Origin of the sequence: Lutibacter sp. A80, from assembly GCF_022429645.1 — a bacterium.
GTDB lineage: Bacteria > Bacteroidota > Bacteroidia > Flavobacteriales > Flavobacteriaceae > Lutibacter.
This window is the reverse complement of the sequence record NZ_CP092480.1, coordinates 2,547,580-2,568,070: the sequence shown is the minus strand read 5'-3', so window position 1 is coordinate 2,568,070 and position 20,491 is coordinate 2,547,580. Positions and strand designations below refer to the sequence as shown.

General features: G+C 29.6%; 26 protein-coding genes. 19 read left to right on the top strand and 7 right to left on the bottom strand.

All coding sequences use genetic code 11. The features are described 5' to 3' along the window. The first annotated feature begins 118 nt into the window (after window positions 1–118). The 15 genes from MHL31_RS10545 to MHL31_RS10475 all read left to right on the top strand — a co-directional run bounded on the left by MHL31_RS10545 (window position 119) and on the right by MHL31_RS10475 (window position 9,551). Window positions 119–505: a hypothetical protein gene (locus tag MHL31_RS10545; RefSeq protein WP_371824118.1), complete on the top strand. Its 387-nt coding sequence runs from the start codon at window positions 119–121 to the stop codon at window positions 503–505. A gap of 7 nt (window positions 506–512) precedes the next feature. Further along, on the top strand, window positions 513–1,091 hold the full coding sequence (locus MHL31_RS10540) for a TetR/AcrR family transcriptional regulator (protein WP_240225916.1): 579 nt from the start codon (window positions 513–515) through the stop codon (window positions 1,089–1,091). A 2-nt stretch (window positions 1,092–1,093) separates the two neighbouring features. Continuing rightward, window positions 1,094–1,756: an NAD(P)H-binding protein gene (locus tag MHL31_RS10535; RefSeq protein ID WP_240225915.1), complete on the top strand. Its 663-nt coding sequence runs from the start codon at window positions 1,094–1,096 to the stop codon at window positions 1,754–1,756. 14 nt (window positions 1,757–1,770) lie between these two features. Continuing rightward, complete coding sequence (locus MHL31_RS10530) at window positions 1,771–2,403, top strand: nitroreductase family protein (protein ID WP_240225914.1); 633 nt, start codon at window positions 1,771–1,773, stop codon at window positions 2,401–2,403. A 7-nt stretch (window positions 2,404–2,410) separates the two neighbouring features. Then, entirely contained in the window at window positions 2,411–2,833 is a 423-nt protein-coding gene (locus tag MHL31_RS10525) for an organic hydroperoxide resistance protein (protein WP_240225913.1), read from the top strand. Window positions 2,834–2,844: 11 nt separating this feature from the next. After that, a complete protein-coding gene (locus tag MHL31_RS10520; protein WP_240225912.1) occupies window positions 2,845–3,840 on the top strand; it encodes an NADP-dependent oxidoreductase in 996 nt (331 codons plus the stop codon). Between the two features lie 22 nt (window positions 3,841–3,862). Continuing rightward, entirely contained in the window at window positions 3,863–5,023 is a 1,161-nt protein-coding gene (locus MHL31_RS10515; RefSeq protein WP_240225911.1) for an iron-containing alcohol dehydrogenase, read from the top strand. Between the two features lie 208 nt (window positions 5,024–5,231). Continuing rightward, a complete protein-coding gene (locus tag MHL31_RS10510) occupies window positions 5,232–5,696 on the top strand; it encodes a hypothetical protein (protein WP_240225910.1) in 465 nt (154 codons plus the stop codon). 114 nt (window positions 5,697–5,810) lie between these two features. Next, entirely contained in the window at window positions 5,811–6,011 is a 201-nt protein-coding gene (locus tag MHL31_RS10505; RefSeq protein WP_240225909.1) for a helix-turn-helix transcriptional regulator, read from the top strand. A gap of 25 nt (window positions 6,012–6,036) precedes the next feature. After that, a complete protein-coding gene (locus tag MHL31_RS10500) occupies window positions 6,037–6,372 on the top strand; it encodes a hypothetical protein (RefSeq protein WP_240225908.1) in 336 nt (111 codons plus the stop codon). A 108-nt stretch (window positions 6,373–6,480) separates the two neighbouring features. Continuing rightward, window positions 6,481–6,915, top strand: a complete 435-nt coding sequence (locus MHL31_RS10495; protein WP_240225903.1) for a hypothetical protein — start codon at window positions 6,481–6,483, stop codon at window positions 6,913–6,915. A 14-nt stretch (window positions 6,916–6,929) separates the two neighbouring features. After that, entirely contained in the window at window positions 6,930–7,781 is an 852-nt protein-coding gene (locus MHL31_RS10490) for an IS3 family transposase (protein ID WP_240225904.1), read from the top strand. Between the two features lie 106 nt (window positions 7,782–7,887). Further along, a complete protein-coding gene (locus MHL31_RS10485) occupies window positions 7,888–8,715 on the top strand; it encodes an AraC family transcriptional regulator (RefSeq protein WP_240225907.1) in 828 nt (275 codons plus the stop codon). 91 nt (window positions 8,716–8,806) lie between these two features. Then, window positions 8,807–8,953 (top strand): hypothetical protein, encoded by a 147-nt coding sequence (locus tag MHL31_RS10480; protein ID WP_240225906.1) that lies wholly within the window; start codon window positions 8,807–8,809, stop codon window positions 8,951–8,953. 49 nt (window positions 8,954–9,002) lie between these two features. Next, window positions 9,003–9,551, top strand: coding sequence for a carboxymuconolactone decarboxylase family protein (locus tag MHL31_RS10475; RefSeq protein ID WP_240225905.1), 549 nt, complete (start codon window positions 9,003–9,005; stop codon window positions 9,549–9,551). Window positions 9,552–9,613: 62 nt separating this feature from the next. Here MHL31_RS10475 and MHL31_RS10470 read toward each other — a convergent pair whose 3' ends face one another. From MHL31_RS10470 to MHL31_RS10460, 3 genes are all read right to left on the bottom strand, one after another. Further along, complete coding sequence (locus MHL31_RS10470; RefSeq protein WP_240225904.1) at window positions 9,614–10,465, bottom strand: IS3 family transposase; 852 nt, start codon at window positions 10,463–10,465, stop codon at window positions 9,614–9,616. A gap of 14 nt (window positions 10,466–10,479) precedes the next feature. After that, window positions 10,480–10,914 carry a hypothetical protein gene (locus tag MHL31_RS10465; protein ID WP_240225903.1) on the bottom strand — a complete coding sequence of 145 codons (435 nt, stop codon included), beginning with the start codon at window positions 10,912–10,914 and terminating at the stop codon, window positions 10,480–10,482. A 107-nt stretch (window positions 10,915–11,021) separates the two neighbouring features. Continuing rightward, complete coding sequence (locus MHL31_RS10460) at window positions 11,022–12,059, bottom strand: YhdH/YhfP family quinone oxidoreductase (protein ID WP_240225902.1); 1,038 nt, start codon at window positions 12,057–12,059, stop codon at window positions 11,022–11,024. A gap of 91 nt (window positions 12,060–12,150) precedes the next feature. Here MHL31_RS10460 and MHL31_RS10455 point away from each other — a divergent pair, with 91 nt between their 5' ends. After that, complete coding sequence (locus MHL31_RS10455; protein ID WP_240225901.1) at window positions 12,151–12,477, top strand: helix-turn-helix domain-containing protein; 327 nt, start codon at window positions 12,151–12,153, stop codon at window positions 12,475–12,477. 118 nt (window positions 12,478–12,595) lie between these two features. After that, window positions 12,596–13,639, top strand: a complete 1,044-nt coding sequence (locus tag MHL31_RS10450; RefSeq protein ID WP_240225900.1) for an SMP-30/gluconolactonase/LRE family protein — start codon at window positions 12,596–12,598, stop codon at window positions 13,637–13,639. A 66-nt stretch (window positions 13,640–13,705) separates the two neighbouring features. Here MHL31_RS10450 and MHL31_RS10445 read toward each other — a convergent pair whose 3' ends face one another. From MHL31_RS10445 to mfd, 4 genes are all read right to left on the bottom strand, one after another. Beyond that, window positions 13,706–14,068 (bottom strand): DUF1801 domain-containing protein, encoded by a 363-nt coding sequence (locus MHL31_RS10445; protein WP_240225899.1) that lies wholly within the window; start codon window positions 14,066–14,068, stop codon window positions 13,706–13,708. A 26-nt stretch (window positions 14,069–14,094) separates the two neighbouring features. Next, window positions 14,095–14,775: a 16S rRNA (cytidine(1402)-2'-O)-methyltransferase gene (rsmI, locus tag MHL31_RS10440; RefSeq protein ID WP_240225898.1), complete on the bottom strand. Its 681-nt coding sequence runs from the start codon at window positions 14,773–14,775 to the stop codon at window positions 14,095–14,097. A gap of 68 nt (window positions 14,776–14,843) precedes the next feature. Further along, window positions 14,844–15,701 (bottom strand): DMT family transporter, encoded by an 858-nt coding sequence (locus MHL31_RS10435; RefSeq protein WP_240225897.1) that lies wholly within the window; start codon window positions 15,699–15,701, stop codon window positions 14,844–14,846. Next, the gene (gene mfd, locus MHL31_RS10430) at window positions 15,702–19,076 is read right to left on the bottom strand and encodes a transcription-repair coupling factor (protein ID WP_240225896.1); all 3,375 of its coding nucleotides are present in this window, start codon (window positions 19,074–19,076) and stop codon (window positions 15,702–15,704) included. Window positions 19,077–19,273: 197 nt separating this feature from the next. Between mfd and MHL31_RS10425 the strand changes: the two genes are divergently transcribed. Together MHL31_RS10425 and MHL31_RS10420 are read left to right on the top strand one after the other, a co-directional pair. Further along, on the top strand, window positions 19,274–19,708 hold the full coding sequence (locus MHL31_RS10425; protein ID WP_240225895.1) for a TerB family tellurite resistance protein: 435 nt from the start codon (window positions 19,274–19,276) through the stop codon (window positions 19,706–19,708). A gap of 111 nt (window positions 19,709–19,819) precedes the next feature. After that, entirely contained in the window at window positions 19,820–20,482 is a 663-nt protein-coding gene (locus MHL31_RS10420; protein WP_240225894.1) for a transporter, read from the top strand. Window positions 20,483–20,491: the final 9 nt, after the last annotated feature.

The window sequence follows — 20,491 nt, the reverse complement described above, 5'->3', positions numbered from 1 at the left end:
TCTGCTGTAAAAGTAGTCATTTTAAGTTTTAACATAATTTTATATTCACAAAACGAATGAACGTTCATTTTGTGAATTATTTTTTATACATTTGTACTCACAAAACACTATTATGAAAATGAATTCTTTAAAAATTTGGAATGTTTTAAAAATTGTAATTGCAGTATTTATGATATATGCAGGAGCACAACATTTTATAAAACCAAGCTTTTTTATGCCATTTGTTCCGGCATTTTTACCTTTTAAATTAGCAATAATTTATATTTCTGGAGCTGTTGAAATTATAGTAGGAGCAATGTTGCTTTTTAAAAAGTATGCAAAATTAGGAGCCTTGGGAATATTAATTTTATTAATACTTTTTCTACCAATTCATATTTGGGATGTGTTTTCTAGCACTCCAGCTATTGGTAGTAAACAAGCAGCTTTTATTAGATTACCTATTCAATTTTTACTAATTTTTATAGTTTGGAAGGTAAACAAATCAATTTCTCAAAATAAAAAATAGTATAGTTATGGCAATAAGACAAAAATGTGATAAAAAAAGAAAATCACTATTAAGTGCAACGCTTACTTTGGTAAATAACAATGGTTTTCATGCTGCTCCAATGAGTAAAATTGCAAAAATGGCAAGCGTATCACCAGCTACTATTTATATTTATTTTGAAAATAAACAAGATTTAATCAATCAGTTGTATTTAGAAATTAAAGCAGCTTTTAGTGCTTGTGCATTTAAAAATTATAATGAAGAAGAAAGTATTAAAGATAGTTTTAAACAGGTTTGGATGAATATTGCCGATTTTAAATTGAATCAAATTCCAGAATCAAATTTTTTATCGCAAATAGATAATTCACCAATAATTGATGAAGAAAGTAGACTAAAGGGTTTAAAACATTTACAACCCTTGTTAGACTTATGGGAACGCGGACAACAAAAAGGTGTTATAAAATTAGTATCGCCTTATTTATTATATGCATACACAATTTATCCCTTAGCCTTTTTATCGAATATGAAACAAAAAGAATTAATTGTTTTGTCTGAAAAAAATTTAGAAGAAGCATTTCAATCGGCTTGGAATAGTATAAAAGCATAAGTATGAAAAAAACGGCAATTATTTTAGGTGCAACTGGGCTTACAGGAGGTATTCTTTTAGAAAAATTATTAAAAGATCAACGGTATAAAACCATTAAATTATTTTCAAGAAAAAAGATTGAAAATTTACCTTCAAAAGTAGAGCAATTTATTGGAGATACTATTGCTCTAGAAAACTTTAAGAAAGAATTTATAGCCGATGAAGTTTTTTGTTGTATTGGAACCACTGCAAAAAAAACACCCGATAAAACTATTTATAAATCTATAGATTATGGTATTCCAGTAAAAGCGGCAAAACTTTCAAAACAAAACGGAATTGATACTTTTTTAGTGGTTTCTGCACTTGGTGCAAACGCAAAAAGTAACATTTTTTACAATAGAACAAAAGGTGAAATGGAACAAGAAGTTCTTTCTGAAAAAATTAAAAACACCTACATTTTACAACCTTCAATTATTGGTGGAAATAGAAAAGAAAATAGAATTGGTGAAAAAATTGGCTTGGCTATTTTTAAAATTCTGCAACCTTTTTTCGTTGGAAAATTAAAAAAATATAAAATTACTGAAGCTGAACATATTGCACAAGCAATGCTAAACTTAGCAAATTCAACTTCAAAAGAAAAAATAATAAGCTCATATCAAATTAAAAATAAAGCAATTAATAATTAAAAAAATAAAAATAAATGGAATTATTAGATAAATTAAACTGGAGATACGCAGCAAAAGCAATGAATGGAGAAAAGGTATCAGAAGAAAAAATTGCAAACATTATTGAAGCAGCGCGTTTAGCACCAACATCAAGCGGATTACAACCTTTTGAAATAATTGTAGTTAAAAATCAAGCCACTAAAGAAGCAATTAAGCCAGTAGCTTGGAACCAAAGTGTAATTACAGATTGTTCTCACTTATTGGTTTTTGCAGCTTGGGATACTTATACTGAAGAAAGAATCAATAAAATGTTCGATCTTACAAATGAAATCCGTGGGTTTAAAAACGAAGGTTGGGAAAATTACCGTCAAATGTTACTAAGTTCTTACCCACAACAAGATACTGAAGTAAACTTTAATCACGCGGCAAAACAAGCATACATAGCATTTAGTGCGGCAATTATCGCAGCTGCTTATGAAGGTGTAGATGCAACTCCAATTGAAGGTTTTGACCCTGCTGAAGTTGATAAAATTTTAGGTTTACGCGAAAAAGGTTTACGCAGTGCAGTAATATTACCAATTGGTTATAGAGATGCAGATAAAGACTGGTTAGTTAACTTGGTAAAAGTTAGAAAAAGTACTGAAGATTTAGTAACTGTTATTGAATAAATTTAAAATGTCTACAAAAGAAAATAATTATACTGCTATTGCTACCGCAAAAGGAGGTAGAAGTGGCCAAGTAAAAACAACTGACGGAGTATTAGATTTAAAAGTATCTGTACCTGTTGAATTTGGCGGACAAGAAAACGGATATACCAATCCAGAACAATTATTTGCTGCTGGTTGGGCTGCTTGTTTTGATAATGCCGTTATAATGGTTGCTAAAAATAAAAAAATTGAAGTTGATTCTACAACAACTGTTGAGGTTACTTTAGGCGCTCAAGAAGGTGGAAGTGTAGGTCTTTCGGCAATTATTAAAGTGAAAATAGATAATTTACCAGCAAAAGAAGCTAAAAAAATTATAACTGCAGCACATAGAGTTTGTCCTTATTCTAAAGCTACAAAAGGAAATATTAACGTTGAAATTATTCAACTTTAAACTAAAAAATTATGAACAAAACAATTTTATTAGAAAAAAGACCCGTTGGGAAACCTCAACTATCAGATTTTAAATTTGTTTCAAATGAAGTAGAAAGTATAAACGCAGGAGAACTACTTTTAAAAACAACGTATGTATCTGTAGATCCGTATTTAAGAGGAAGAATGAGCGATGCAAAATCTTATGTACCGCCATTTGAATTACATAAACCAATTTCATCAGGTATTGTTGCTGAAGTAATTGAATCTAAAAATGAATCATTCAAAAAAGGTGATTTTGTAAGTGGATTATTAGCTTGGAAAGAAATTCAAAAATCTAACGGAGAAGGCTTGTTAAAAGTAGATGCTTCAAAAGCGCCGCTTTCAACGTATTTAGGTGTTTTAGGAATGACAGGTTTAACGGCATATCTAGGTTTAACAGAAATAGGAAAACCTAAAAAAGGGGAAACCATTGTTATTTCTGGTGCTGCAGGTGCAGTAGGAAGTGTTGTTGGACAAATTGCTAAAATATTTGGTTGTAAAGTTATTGGTATTGCAGGAACTGACGACAAAGTAGCTATGTTAAAAACGTCTCTTGGTTTTGACGAAGCAATTAACTACAACACTACCAAAAATATGGCTGCAGCCATTAAAGAAGCTGCTCCAAATGGTGTAGATATTTATTTCGACAATGTTGGTGGTCCAATTTCCGATGCTGTTTTATTTAATATCAACAGATTTGCACGTATTATTATTTGCGGAGCCATTTCAGTTTACAATAAAACAGAACTACCAACAAGTGTTAGTGTACAGCCTTTTTTAGTAAAAAATAGTGCATTAATGCAAGGTTTTATAGTTTCTAATTATGCTGAAAAATTTCCTGAAGCTATTCAAGAATTATCACAATGGCTAGCTGAAGGAAAATTAAAATATCAAGAAACTATAGTGAATGGATTCGATACAATTCCTCAGGCGTTTTTAGATCTTTTTGATGGAAAAAATAGTGGTAAAATGCTAGTTAAAATATAAATAATCTATTAAAATATTTATTATGAATAATTTTCAATATAAAAATCCGACAAAAATTTTATTTGGTAAAAATCAAATAGAAAATCTTGCTACTGAAATTCCAGAAAATGCAAAAGTATTAATGTTGTTTGGTGGAGGAAGTATTAAAAAGAATGGTGTTTACGAACAAGTTTCCAAAGCACTTTCTAAATTTGAAGTGATTGAATTTGGTGGAATTCCAGCAAATCCAGAATACGATGTTTTAATGGAAGCTTTAACTATTATTAAAGCTGAAAAAATCACGTATTTATTAGCTGTAGGTGGAGGTTCTGTAATTGATGGAACCAAATTTTTATCCGCAGCAGCCTTATATGAAGGTGAAGAGCCTTGGGATATTTTATCTAAAAACATTCGTACATTAGAAGGAATGCCTTTTGGAACAGTACTTACCTTACCTGCAACAGGATCAGAAATGAATTCGGGTGCGGTAATTACAAGAGCTGAAATCAAAGAAAAATTCGCCATGGGCGGACCAGGATTATTTCCTCAGTTTTCAATTTTAGATCCTGAAGTTGTAAAATCTATTCCAAAACGTCAAATTGCAAATGGATTAGCGGATTCTTTTACGCATGTTTTAGAACAATATATGACGTATCCTGTTGATGCAAAATTACAAGATCGTTTTGCAGAGAGTATTCTACAAACTATTGTTGAAATTGCTCCAACAATGTTAAAAGAAGAGTTTGATTATAATACGGCTTCTAACTTTATGTGGAGTTGTACTATGGCGTTGAATGGATTAATTCAACAAGGAGTTCCAAGTGACTGGGCTATTCACGCAATTGGACACGAATTAACAGCTTTATTTGGTATTGATCACGCACGTACATTGGCAATTATTACTGAAAGTCATTACTCAGTAAATTTAGAAGATAAAAAAGAAAAACTAGCGCAGTATGCAACACGTGTTTGGAATGTTACGGAAGGAACTTTAGAAGAAAAAGCAACAGCGGGAATTGAAAAAACAACAGCGTTTTTCCATTCATTAGGAATTGAAACAAAACTTTCTGAATATACCGAAGATTACAAAGGAACTGCTGAAATAATTTCAAAACGATTTGAAGAACGTGGTTGGAAAGGTTTAGGCGAACACGGAAAAGTAACACCAACAATGGTTGAAAAAATTGTTGAAATGAGTTATTAAAATAACCTGACATTATGCTGAATTTATTTCAGTATTACATTATTCTGATAATCTAATTGTTTGATGATTCAGGTTGATAAAAAACAGAAAAAGCCGAAGAATTATTCTTCGGTTTTTTTATTTACTAAAAACTCCAAAACTAAATATTAATCTATTTTTTATTGCATAATGTAAAGTATTATTTACATTTGTATAAAAATAATAGATTATGAAACTACAAATACTACCAAATTGGTGTAAAAAATTAGGGTTGACAGTTTTTATTGTCTTTTCATTTATTGCTGCTGGAGATGATTTTGTAAATGGTTTTTGTGATGGTTATAACTCTTTTCAACCCATTGATGAGAAAATAGCTAATAAAGAACACGTTGTTTCACAAATTGAACATATTACTACTTTTAAAGATTTTTTTGGAGCAAAAACATTGCGTTATTTAGATGCACTTTCAATTTTGGGTATTTTAATGTATATGCTTTCCAAAGAAAAAGTGGAGGATGATTATATCAATCAATTACGGTTGGAATCGTATCAACTAACAGCCATTGTTGGAATACTAATTTCAATTGTACTGTATGCTTTTTCTGAGGAAATAAAACTAACTATCGATTATTTTGTAACCTTGTTTATGTATTTTTACTTAATCACGTTCTTCATTAAAAAAAGAATTTATTAGTTATGTTAGTTTTATTAAAATTAAACTGTTTTTTAGAATTAAACTTAACATTTTTAATTACCGTTCTGTTCATAGCTTTATTAATTATTTTTATAACTGAAACAACTCTAAAAAATGAAAAACCTAATTAAAGTAGAACGCGCACGTCACGATTTAACACAAGCGCAATTGGCTGATGAATTGGGTGTTTCAAGACAAACAATTCACGCCATTGAAAAAAATAAATTCAATCCGTCAGTAACATTGGCCATAAAAATGGCTCGTTTTTTTAAAGTTACCGTTGAATATTTATTTGATATTGAAGAAGAAGATTAATTATTATTTAACCAATAAAAACAAAATGAAATTTACCACTGTATATTTAGATGATAACAAAATTGAAGTATTTAATTCTTTTTTAGGGAAGGAAACCGTTAAAGTTAATGGTGAAATTGTTTCGGAAATATATTCAATCTTTGGAGCAACACATACATTTAAGATTAAAGAAAATGAGCAAGAAGTTGAATGTAAAATGGTGATAGGTTTTGGATTTAGTGGAGTTGTAGTTGACCTTTATAAAAATGAAAAACCAATTATTGAATCTCCAAAAAATGGTTGTCTTGGATTTTTATTAATTGTTTTTGCTATTGCTATAGTTTTTAGAGCACTAGATTATTTTTTGGGTTATTTATTTTAATACTTTCAAATTTTAAAACACAAAAAAAAGCCGAAGAATTATTCTTCGGCTTTTTTATTGGGTAAAATGTCCCGTCCTGAAATAGCGATACACTAAAACACAAGTGTAATGAAAACATCAGACAAATCAGGTGCAGCAAAGCGAACTCAAAAAGATTACTCGCTTTCTTTTAAACTTCAATTAGTTGAAGAAGTAGAACAAGGATTTTTAACAAAAACCCAAGCCAAGCGTAAATATGGTATTCAGGGAGACGCTACAGTAACCAAATGGTTGCAAAAATATGGTAACTTTGATTGGGAAAACCAAGTTCCAAAAACGATGTCAAAAACTCCAGAACAAAAAATACTTGAGCTTGAAGCTAAAATAAAGCTCCTTGAAAAACAGAAAGCTAGAGCTGAACATCTAGCAGAACGTGCTGATAAAAAGGTTATTATTTTCGATATGCTTGTTGATATGGCAGAAAAGGAATATGATATTCAAATAAGAAAAAATTACACACCCGACTTATCAACATCTTCAAAGAAGAATATAAAGAAACTTTAGTTTCTACCTGTGATTTGCTCGGGGTAAACAGACAGGTTTACTATAGATCCATAAAATCAAGACTTCATAAACAAACTGTAGCACAAAAAGTTATCGTTTTGGTTCGTGATATTCGGATGCTAATGCCAAGATTGGGTGGTAAGAAATTATACTTTCTGTTAAAGGATAAATTATCACTATTAAAAGTAGGAAGAGATAAATTGTTTAGAATACTAAAAGCTAACCATATGTTAATAATACCTAAAAGAAGCTACCACATAACTACAGACTCTCATCATAGATTTAGAAAGCACAGAAACCTTGTCAGCTCAATGGATATAGAAGGGCCTGAATCAGTTTGGGTGAGTGATATTACATATATCGGAACGAGAACCAACCCTTCGTATCTGGCATTAATCACAGATGCTTATTCTAAAAAGATTGTAGGATATGATGTGTCAAAATCTTTATCAATGGATGGTTCATTGAGGGCATTGGAAATGGCTATAAATAATAGAAAATACAAAGAAAGTCCATTAATACATCACTCTGATAGAGGGTTGCAATATTGCTCGAATGAATATCAAAGACTATTAGAAAACAATGAGATTAAGCCTAGTATGACTGAAAAATATGATCCATATGAAAATGCAGTTGCAGAGCGAATAAATGGAATTTTAAAACAGGAATTTAGTGTAGCACAGAAGATTCAAGATTTTAAAGTAAAGAAGAAACTGGTCAAAAATGCAATAGAAATATACAACAATATAAGACCTCATTTATCTAACGAAATGCTAACACCAATACAAATGCACGCACAAAAAAAAATTAAACCAAAACAATACAAATCAAAAAAGCTGAACAATGATGTCATTATTCAGCTTTAATTTTTAACTTTTACCCTTTAATAATCTGTATTGGTTATTTAGGACTAGACAGTTATTGTAATAATTTTCTTATTTTTCGACTTAAATTAGGATCAATTATAAAAAGATGATTTATACCGGAAAAACAAATGAATATTTAAGAATTGAATTAATTGATGCTAATAACTGCACTATTTTAAAAGAAAACATAGAAAGCAGCCTAACCTTACTTTGGTGTTTAGATAACACTACCACACTAACAATTGATAATAAAAAACATCATTTTAAAAAAAATGAAATTGTTTGTTTTACCGAATTTCATAAAATTGAAACTACCGCAGTTGGAAAACTTCAAATGATACGTTTTAATAGACCTTTCTATTGCATTATAGATCACGATTCGGAAATTAGTTGTAAGGGAATCTTATTTTTTGGCGCTTCACAATTACCTGTTTTAAAGCTTTTAAATAAAGACATAGAACCTTTTGAAACCTTGTTTAAGGTTTTTAAACATGAAATGGAATCTAACGATAAACTACAGTTAGAAATGCTTCAAATGTTATTAAAAAGATTGCTTATTCTATGTACACGCATTTATAAAGATCAGCATAATTATAATAAGCTAGATTCAACTAATTCAGACATCGTTCGTGAGTATAATTTTTTGGTTGAAACACATTTTAAAACAAAACATACTGTTTCAGAATATGCTGAAATTTTAAACAAATCTCCCAAAACACTTTCTAACTTATTTTCAAAATTAGAAACAAAAACACCATTACAATTTATTCAAGATAGAATTATGTTAGAAACGCGAAGATTATTGCGTTATACAGACAGTTCTATAAAAGAAATTGCCTACCAAGTTGGATACGAAGACATCCAATCTTTTAGTCGTTTTTTTAAAAAAAATGAAGGAATATCTCCTTCAGAATACAAAAAAATGAGCCTTTAGGAAGAATTGACAACTTCTAAGGTAATCTTGCCTAACATTAACCTGTTCTTTCGTCGCATCTTTGCACTATCAAAACGAAAAAACAGTAATTATGAAACATTCAAATACAGTAAAAGACAACATTTCTCTTTCAAAAGAAAACTTTTCTTACAAAGCAATTACTAACAATAATCTTAGTTCAAAAGAAACCTATTGTGAACAACACGCAATAGCAGATTATTATTGTGAAACAAAATAAATAATATAGAATTCAAACAGGTAATTATACAACTAAAAAAATAAAAATCATGAGTAAATTTAGCGTACCAACAAAAAACGAAGTATCAGAAAACAATCAAGCAATTTTTGGAAATCTTGAAAAAGCATTAGGATTTACACCTAATTTATATGCTTATTTTGCAAAAAATGAAACAGCTTTAGGAGATTATTTGACCTTACAAAACCGTAAATCTACTTTAAAAGCAAAAGAACGTGAAATTATTAATTTGGTAACAAGTCAAATAAACGGATGTCGTTATTGCCAATCTGCCCACACACAACTTGGAAAATTAAATGGTTTTTCTGAAGATGAAATTTTAGAATTAAGAGCTGGAACGGCTTCATTTAATTCAAAATATGACGCTTTAGCAAAGTTTACAGCTTCTGTTGTTGAAAATAAAGGAAAAGCTTCACAAACGGCTAAAAATGCCTTTTTTGAAGCAGGTTATACCGAAGCTAATTTAATAGATGTTGTGTTTGTAGTTGGCGATAAAATAATTAGTAATTACATACATAATTTAGCCGACTTTGCAATTGATTTTCCAATAGCAGCAGAGTTAGAAACTGCAACTGTTTAAATTGTAATTTTTGTCTAGTCCTAAATAACCGATACAGATTATTAAAGGGTAAAAGTTAAAAATTAAAGCTGAATAATGACATCATTGTTCAGCTTTTTTGATTTGTATTGTTTTGGTTTAATTTTTTTTTGTGCGTGCATTTGTATTGGTGTTAGCATTTCGTTAGATAAATGAGGTCTTATATTGTTGTATATTTCTATTGCATTTTTGACCAGTTTCTTCTTTACTTTAAAATCTTGAATCTTCTGTGCTACACTAAATTCCTGTTTTAAAATTCCATTTATTCGCTCTGCAACTGCATTTTCATATGGATCATATTTTTCAGTCATACTAGGCTTAATCTCATTGTTTTCTAATAGTCTTTGATATTCATTCGAGCAATATTGCAACCCTCTATCAGAGTGATGTATTAATGGACTTTCTTTGTATTTTCTATTATTTATAGCCATTTCCAATGCCCTCAATGAACCATCCATTGATAAAGATTTTGACACATCATATCCTACAATCTTTTTAGAATAAGCATCTGTGATTAATGCCAGATACGAAGGGTTGGTTCTCGTTCCGATATATGTAATATCACTCACCCAAACTGATTCAGGCCCTTCTATATCCATTGAGCTGACAAGGTTTCTGTGCTTTCTAAATCTATGATGAGAGTCTGTAGTTATGTGGTAGCTTCTTTTAGGTATTATTAACATATGGTTAGCTTTTAGTATTCTAAACAATTTATCTCTTCCTACTTTTAATAGTGATAATTTATCCTTTAACAGAAAGTATAATTTCTTACCACCCAATCTTGGCATTAGCATCCGAATATCACGAACCAAAACGATAACTTTTTGTGCTACAGTTTGTTTATGAAGTCTTGATTTTATGGATCTATAGTAAACCTGTCTGTTTACCCCGAGCAAATCACAGGTAGAAACTAAAGTTTCTTTATATTCTTCTTTGAAGATGTTGATAAGTCGGGTGTGTAATTTTTTCTTATTTGAATATCATATTCCTTTTCTGCCATATCAACAAGCATATCGAAAATAATAACCTTTTTATCAGCACGTTCTGCTAGATGTTCAGCTCTAGCTTTCTGTTTTTCAAGGAGCTTTATTTTAGCTTCAAGCTCAAGTATTTTTTGTTCTGGAGTTTTTGACATCGTTTTTGGAACTTGGTTTTCCCAATCAAAGTTACCATATTTTTGCAACCATTTGGTTACTGTAGCGTCTCCCTGAATACCATATTTACGCTTGGCTTGGGTTTTTGTTAAAAATCCTTGTTCTACTTCTTCAACTAATTGAAGTTTAAAAGAAAGCGAGTAATCTTTTTGAGTTCGCTTTGCTGCACCTGATTTGTCTGATGTTTTCATTACACTTGTGTTTTAGTGTATCGCTATTTCAGGACGGGACAAACTTAGTAATAAAAAGGCTGAAGAAATAAATCCTTCAGCCTTTTTATACAGTGTGAATTAAAATTTTAAATCATTTTTAAAATAGTTCTTCCTTTTAATTTACCTGCTAACATTAAATTCAATTTTTCATGTAATTCGTTTAAAGAAATAGTAGTTGAATTCGCTTCTAAATTTTCAACTTTCCAATCGTCAGCTAATTTATTCCAAACCTGTTCTCTGTAGTTCATTGGGTAATTTTGAGAATCAATTCCAATTAAGGTAACTCCTCTTAAAATAAATGGAAATACTGTTAAATCTAGTTTTGGAGAAGCCACATTTCCACAACAAGTAACTACGCCTAAAGGTTTTATGGTTTTTATAATATTTTCTAAAATAACACCACCAACAGTATCAATTCCACCAGCAAATAAAGGCTTTAATAGTGGTCTTTTTTGCATTTCTTCAAAATCTTTTCGAGAAATTACTTCAACACCTAAGTTTTCAAAATAGTGTTTTTCGGTTTCTTTACCTGTAATTGCAGTTACCTTATAACCTAATTTATTTAAAATTAATACGCTTAAAGAACCAACGCCGCCAGTAGCTCCAGAAACAACAATATTTCCGTCTTTTGGTTTTACGCTTTCGGTTAATCTTAATACCGACATTCCTGCGGTTAAACCAGCTGTACCAAAAATCATAGCTTCTTTCATAGAAAGATTTTTGGGTAGTTTAACTGCCCAACTTGCTGGAGCTTTTACATATTCAGCAAAACCTCCATTGGTATTCATACCTAAATCGTAACTTGTAACAATTACATTCTCGTTTTTCTTAATTTTTTCTGAAGTTGATGAAATTACAGTTCCAACGGCATCAATTCCTGGTGTGTGCGGATAATTTCTGGTAACTCCTTTATTTCCGTTTGCAGACAAAGCGTCTTTATAGTTTAATGAACTATAATGTACTTTAATTAAAAGCTCTTCTTTTTCTAATGTTTCAAAAGACATTTCTTTTATTGCTGAAGTAAATTTTTCATTTTCTTCTTCAATTCTAAATGCTTTAAAGGTTTTCTTATCATTCATCATATCTTCTATCTTTTTGTTACTTTTGTAGCAAATTTCAACCATTAAATTGGAGTATGCAAGAGCTTACAAATTATACACTTACGAACATTTTGTGCTGTTTTGTATAGATGCTCGGCTTTTAAACAGAAAAAAAATGAAAAAAAGTTATTGTCCTATAGATACTTTTATAAATGTGGTTAAAGGAAAACGTAAAAGCACTATTATTTTACATCTTTCTCAGGGAAATAAACGTTACAACGAATTGGTGAAACTTATTCCTGATATTAGTGAGCGTATGATGAGTAAACAATTGAAAGAATTAGAGGCTGATAATTTAATTAATAGAAAAGTTTTTCCAGAAGTACCACCAAAAGTTGAATATAGTTTAACCGATTTAGGAAAAGAAATTCATCCTTTTTTAAAAGGAATGTTTAAAGGTGGAATTATTTTTGAAAAAATGATTGATGCTGAAGAAAATTAACTTTTTTAGAATTGAATTAAGACAAAGGGGTAAAATTTAGTTGTTTTAAGTTAATAGTAAGAGATTTTTATAGTTATAGGTTTTCTATTTTTGAGACAACTAATAACTAAAAATCATTATGAATTTCTTCAAAAACCACTTTTTACTTTTTTATTGTTTCATATTTATTTCTTTTAACTCGTTTGCTCAAGTTGAAGAAACAGATATATTATCGGCAAAATTATTTGTTGAATTACCAGATTATTGCCCAACTCCTGATGCGTTTGATATTGCCCCTGACGGAAGTTTAACACTCTCTTGTCCAAATTATGCAGACAGGTCTAAACCTGGAGTTTTAATGCGTATTACAAAAGAAGGGGAAGTTTCAAAATTAGTATATGTACCTGTTTTACAAGAAACAGGAATATCTAAACCAATGGGAATTGCTTATGACGATAAAGGTGTGCTTTATGTTTGTGACAATCAAGGTAATAGAGGGCGACTTTTAAGAATGACTTTTAATGAAACCACGCTAATTAGTACTGAAATTATTGCTTCAGGATTTAATTCAATAAACGGAATTAGATATTACAATGGAGCTGTTTATGTTACTCAAACAAATTTACCAAAACTTAAAAAAGATAAAGTTGTTGGTGCTGTGTATCGCTTTAAAATTTCAGATAGAAATATTACAATTAATAATGATAATTCAGATAAAAATTTAATTTACACTTCTATAACGCAAAACCCAAATAGACAAGTAGGTTTAGATGGTTTGGTTTTTAATAAAGAAGGTAATTTATTGGTTGGAAATTTGGGTGATGCAACTATCTACAAACTAACATTAACACCCGAAGGTGAAGTAAGTAACGATGAGGTTTATGTAAAATTGCCTATAACTGCTGCTCCTGATGGAATTAATATTGATTCAAAAGGGAATTTATATGTAGCAGGTTTTGCACAAAACCAAATATTTAAGGTTGATACCAATAAAAAAGTAACAATTCTTGCTCAATATCCTGATAATGATGGTGAAAATGGGGCATTAGATCAACCAGCAGATTTAATTGTTTACGGAGATAAATTAATTATTTCGAATTTTGATTTAATGGTTGCTAAAGGAATGAAAAACACAAAACACAGTAAGCCTTATACCTTGTCTTATATTACTCTAAAAGAATAAGTTTAGTGTAATTTTCAAATGTCCTGTTTTAAAACTCTATTTAAACAAGATTAATATTGAAGAAAACTAAATTATAATTGTACCATTTTTGTATAAATTTAATGCTTTATTTAACAGTAAATGAATAGTATTTATTGGAAGATCTTCAGTTGGATTAATTTTAAATATTTTCATTCTAGAGCGTGTTCCAGCTTCTAATTTTGGATGATTTAAGTGTTTTCCTTCAACAAATAAAATATAAGGTTCTAATGTTTTTTTATCTGTCCAAAGGTAACAGAACATCTTTTGTTTATAACAAAAACAAGGCATTCCATACTTTTTAACTTCAGAAATATGTTTATCAGTATTTAAAATAATAGCACGTAATGCAAGTAAACAACTTTTATTTGGTTCTACTTTATTTAAATAAAAACTATCGAGTTCTTTCATTTGTTAAAGAGTTTATTTTAACAAAATCACTTAGTATTTTTTCCTCCTAAAACAATAACAAATTCACCTTTTGGAGCAGTTTTTGTAAAATGTTCAAGCACTTCTGCAACGGTTCCTCTAACTGTTTCTTCGTATAATTTAGTGAGTTCTCGAGAAACAGAAACTGGACGGTCTGCTCCAAAATATTCGACAAAATTAGTAAGTGTTTTTACTAATTTATGAGGAGATTCATAAAAAATAATAGTTCGAGTTTCTTCTGTTAAAAAAGTTAAACGTGTTTGTCGTCCTTTTTTTACAGGTAAAAAGCCTTCAAAAACGAATTTATCGTTTGGTAAACCGCTATTTACCAATGCAGGAACAAAAGCTGTTGCACCTGGTAAACATTCAATTTCAATATCGTTTTCTATACAAGCACGTGTTAATAAAAACCCTGGATCTGAAATTGCTGGAGTACCTGCATCAGAAATTAAAGCGATTGCTTCTCCACTTTTAATACGTTTTACTATGTTATCTACTGTTTTATGCTCGTTATGCATATGGTGACTGTGCATATGCGTAGAAATTTCAAAATGTTTTAATAATTTTCCGCTGGTACGTGTATCTTCAGCTAAAATTAAATCTACTTCTTTTAAAACTTTTACAGCTCTAAAAGTGATATCTTCTAAATTTCCAATAGGTGTTGGTACTAAATATAGTTTTGATTCCAAAATATTAAATGATTTATGATACGCAAAGTTACTGCTATTTTAAATAAGTTATTGCTGTAGTTTAAAACTTACTTTTTGGTTGATTTAATGCTTTCTATAAAAACGGTAGCCAATATAAGTGCGCCACCAAATAATGTGGTTGTTGAAGGAATTTCAGATAAGAAAATAACTCCTAAAATAATGCCATAAATAGGACTCATACTTCCCATAATACTTGCGGTACTAATAGTAAAATTTTTAAAACTATTTACAAATAAAGTATGTCCTAATGCGGTTGTAATTAATGCTAGAGAAGCAATCTTAATCCAGTTTGAAGTATCTACATAATTGTAAGTAATGCTAAAAGGCCATAAAATTAAAACAACTACAATTAATTGATACAGCATTACTATAGATGCATTGTAATGATGTACATTTTTTTTGGTAATAATATTTCTAAGTGCATAAAAAAATGCAGATAGAATGCCCATTAAAACACCTTTAGTATTGTTGTTTTCAAAATTCATTTCGGGAGTTAAAAAATAGATGCCAATTACTATCATTACTCCTAGTAATAATTGATATTTACTTAATTTTATTTTAAAAAAAAGAGGTTCTAGCAGTGTAGTTATTATTGGATATGTGAATAAAGAAAGCATACCAATTGCTACGTTAGATAGGTGTAAAGCATAAAAATAAGTAACCCAATGGCCTCCTAATAAAAAACCACTTAAAAGTAATGAAACAGCGTCTTTTTTACTTTTTATTTTTAAATTATATTTTTTATACCAACAAAATAATCCAATAATAAAAGCGGCAAAAAGGCATCTCCACCAAATTGTTATTTCTGGTGGAAATAAAATGGATTTTCCTAATACGCCAGAAGTACTCATTAAAATAACAGCAATATTAAGATCGAATATATTTTTTAATTGCTGCTTTTTCATTTAAATTTTTTGAAGTGTTTCTAAAGCTTTTTTAATAGATGTAATTTTTATAAAAGTAAGTAATAATCGTAAACCTGCTTTGGTTTCTTTTTCTTTCATTACACAGGTTGTAGGGTTTTTTTGTAAATATTGTAACACGCTTGTAAAAGTTGGTGTTTGGTAATAAGAACTTTGTTGGTCGGAAATAAAATAACACAACATTCTATTTTTCTTCAAAATTAAACGTTCTATACCTAATTTTTTGGCAATCCATTTTATACGAACGCTATTTAATAAATCTACCACTTGTGTTGGAAGTTCGCCAAATCTATCTATTAATTGCACTTCAAATTGTTGTAACTCTTCTTCGGTTTTAAGCTCGCCTAATTTATTATATAAGCTTAATCTTTCTGATATTACATTGATATAATCATCAGGGAATAGAATCTCAAAATCGGTATCAATTTGAATTTCTTTTACATATTCTTTTGGTTTATCAAGATCGTCTTTGTATAAATCTTTAAATTCGTTTTCTTTTAATTCTTCAATAGTTTCAGTTAGTATTTTTTGATAAGTATCAAAACCAATATCATTAATAAAACCGCTTTGTTCACCGCCTAATAAATCTCCAGCGCCACGTATTTCTAAATCTTTCATAGCGATGTTAATTCCACTTCCTAAATCGGTAAACATTGAAATTGCTTCAATACGTTTTCTGGCATCATCTGTCATCATATGGTAAGATGGTGTAATAAAATAGCAAAATGCCTTTTTGTTTGAACGTCCAACTCTACCGCGCATTTGATGTAAATCTGAAAGACCAAAATTATTAGCATTATTAATAAAAATAGTGTTTGCATTTGGAACATCTAAACCACTTTCTATAATAGTAGTAGAAACTAGTACGTCAAACTCATTATTTATAAAAGAAAGCATTAATTGTTCTAACTTTTTACCTTCCATTTGTCCGTGCCCAATACCAATTTTTGCATCTGGAATTAAGCGTTGTAATAGACCAGCAACTTCTTTAATATTTTCAATTCTATTATGAATAAAATAAACTTGCCCACCACGTTGAATTTCATACCTAATAGCATCACGAATAATTTCTTCATTTAAACGGATTACATTGCTTTCAATTGGAACTCGGTTTGGTGGTGGTGTGCTTATAACCGATAAATCACGTGCAGCCATTAAGCTAAATTGCAAGGTTCTTGGAATAGGTGTGGCTGTAAGTGTTAAAGTATCAATGTTTTCTTTAATAGTTTTTAGTTTGTCTTTTACGGCAACACCAAATTTTTGCTCTTCATCAACAATTAAAAGTCCTAAATCTTTATATTTTATAGAGGTATTTGTAAGCTGATGCGTACCAATAACAATATCAACCGAGCCTTTTTCTAAGCCTTCTAATACGCCTTTTCGTTGTTTTGCAGTTCTAAAACGGTTTAAATAATCTACAGTTACCGGAAAGTCTTTTAAACGTTCGCTAAAAGTTTTAAAATGTTGAAAAGCTAAAATAGTTGTTGGTACTAAAATAGCGACTTGTTTTCCGTTGTCTACAGCCTTAAAAGCAGCTCTTATTGCAATTTCAGTTTTTCCAAATCCTACATCTCCACATACCAATCTATCCATTGGTTGTTCGCTTTCCATATCATTTTTTACATCTTGTGTAGACGTGGATTGATCGGGAGTATCTTCGTATAAAAAACTAGCTTCTAATTCGTGTTGTAAATAGCTATCTGGACTGTATTGAAAACCTTTTTTAAATTTTCGTTTTGCATACAATTCAATTAAATTATAGGCAACATGACGGATACGGGATTTTGTTTTTTGTTTAAGGTTTTTCCAAACTTTAGAGCCTAATTTATGTAATTTAGGCGCTTTACCATCTTTACCGTTATATTTTGAAATTTTATGAAGCGAGTGAATGCTAATGTATAAAATATCACGTTCGCCATAAATAAGTTTAATAGCTTCTTGTTTTTTTCCTTCAACATCTATCTTTTGCAGTCCACCAAATTTTCCAATTCCGTGATCTATATGCGTAACAAAATCTCCAATTTCTAGGTTTGTTAATTCTTTTAAACTTATAGATTGTTTTTTAGCGTAGCCATTTTTTAATCTAAATTTATGGTAACGTTCAAAAATCTGATGATCGGTATAGCAAGCCAACCTATTGTCAACATCAATAAAACCTTGATATAATGGAAAAACAATGGTTTTGTATTCAATTTCTGTGTCTTGATCTTTAAAAATATCGTGAAAACGTTCTGCTTGTTTTTGCGAATCGCAGAAGAGGTAATTTGTAAAACCATTTTCAGAATTTTTATGAAAATCTTCTATTAACAAATCAAATTGTTTGTTAAATGCAGGTTGAGGTTTTGTGTTAAATACTACAACACTATTTTCATTGTTTTTAAGTATTTTTTGTTGTGTTTTAGAGGTAACTCCCGTTTTAAAAGAGTTTATAATTTCTACTGTTGTAAAATCTTGTAATTGTTGATTTATAAGAGTTCCGTTACAAAAAAGTTCGTTTGGTTTGGAGTGACTTATTGCTGTTGATAATTGTTTAAAAGCTTCCTCAGCTTTTGAAAAAAGCTTAGTTAATCTATCAGTGACAAAAGTTGTGTTTTTAGTAAAAACAACAGTTTTAGGAGAAATATACTTTAAAAAACTATCGCGTTTTTCGTCTAAAGTTTTATTTTCAACATTTGGCATTATGCTAACTTTTGTTAGCTTTTCGGTAGAAAGTTGGGTTTCAATATCAAACGTACGAATACTATCTACTTCATCCCCAAAAAATTCAATTCTATACGGCTGATCATTTGAAAATGAAAATACATCAATAATACCACCACGTACCGAAAATTCTCCAGGTTCGGTAACAAAATCTACTTTGTTGAAATGATATTCAAACAATACTTCATTTACAAAATCTAGACTTAAATTGTCGTTTACACCAATTTTAAGGGTGTTTCTGTTTAATTCGGCTTTGGTTACAACTTGCTCAAATAAGGCGTCTGGATAGGTAACAATTAAAGCTGGTTTTTTTCTAGAGTTTAGGCGGTTTAAAACTTCAGAACGCAGTAAAACATTTGCATTATCAACTTCTTCAATTTGATAAGGTCTACGGTATGAACCAGGATAAAAAAGTACATCTTTATCATTTAAAAGTTGTTCTAAATCGTTTAAATAGTAAGCAGCTTCTTCTTTATCATTAAAAATTAATAAGAATTGTTTAGCTGTTTTTTTAAAGCTTTCTGAAATAATAAAAGACAATGATGATCCAACCAAATTCGAGATTTGAATTTGTTGTTTTTCCTTTAAAAGTAACGAAACTAATTGTTTATCTTCTACAATTTGTTCGTAGTTTTTTATAATATTTTGGGCGCTCAATTATTACAAATTTTGGCCAAAGGTAGCATTTTATAGAAAATCAAAAAAAGAATACTAATTTTTCCAATACCAATAGTTACATAATTAAATATTTAATTAAGAAATTAAACTTAATTTAAATATTAATTATATATTTATTTTATTAATTACGATTGTTTTATTGGTTTATTTATATTTGCGTTTAAAAAATATTGTATATGTCTGTTTTAAATTACAAATTTAGTGGTGATCAGGAGCGAAGAATAGGTCATTTCTCGAGTATAGTAAAATTAGCATTAGCAGATAATGTTATTACAGAAGGAGAAGAAAAATTACTTAAAAAATTAGCTGATAAATTTATTATCTCAGAAGAGATGTATAATAATATTATTAAAAATCCTGATAAATATTCAGTAAAAGGACTTCATAATTATGATGATAGAATTGAACATTTATATGATTTAGCAAAAATGATTTATGCTGATGGTTCTGTATCTAAGGAAGAAGCAAGTGTTTTAATAAAAATATGTGTTGGTTTAGGTTTTCCAATAAAAAATACTGAAAAAATTGCAGATGAAGCTATACACTTAATCTTAAAAAATAATAACTTAGAAGACTTTACTGATGCAATAAAGCAAGTAAACAAGCAATAATTTAGGTTATAATGTTGATAACAAAATAATTAGCCCCTTTAATAGATACAATTTATTAAAATTATTTTCGTTATAAAACATTGGTAATCAACAAACCCCTTTATACTAATTATGAAAAATGGATTGTTTAGAAATATATTACTATTAATTTTTTTCAATATAGTTTTTGCGAGTAAAACATATGCGCAAGATGAATTAAATAAGTGGGTTGTAGGTATAGGAATAAATGCCGTAGATTACTTTCCAGTATTAAACCCAACACATTTTCCAGGATTAGATCCTTCCACAGGAAACCAAGATGGATTTTTTAATGAGATTTGGAATGCAGAAGACCATTGGAATGTTTTTGCTCCAAAGGTTAATGTAACACGTTATTGGAAAAATAGAATTTCTTTAGATGTCTCTTTTTCGGTAAATAAAATAACTAGATATGGAGATATTGAAATAGACGCAATATCTTATTATGCCATAGATGGAAACCTACAATATAGCCTTGTTAATCCACAAAATTATTTTACACCTTTTATTTATGCTGGTGGAGGTTATACTTTTGCCGATAGAAGTGGAGGTACGGTAAATGCAGGAATAGGAGCTAATTATTGGTTTTCCGACTCTTTTGGTGTAAATGCCCAAGGTGGTTACAAGTATAATTCACCAGATTATCAATTAAAGCCACACATGTTCTATTCCTTTAGTTTAGTTATGAAAATAAATGCACAAAGAAGGTACAAATGGAACAGTAGAAAAAAATTTAATTGGCGTAACGGAAGATAGTTTTATACA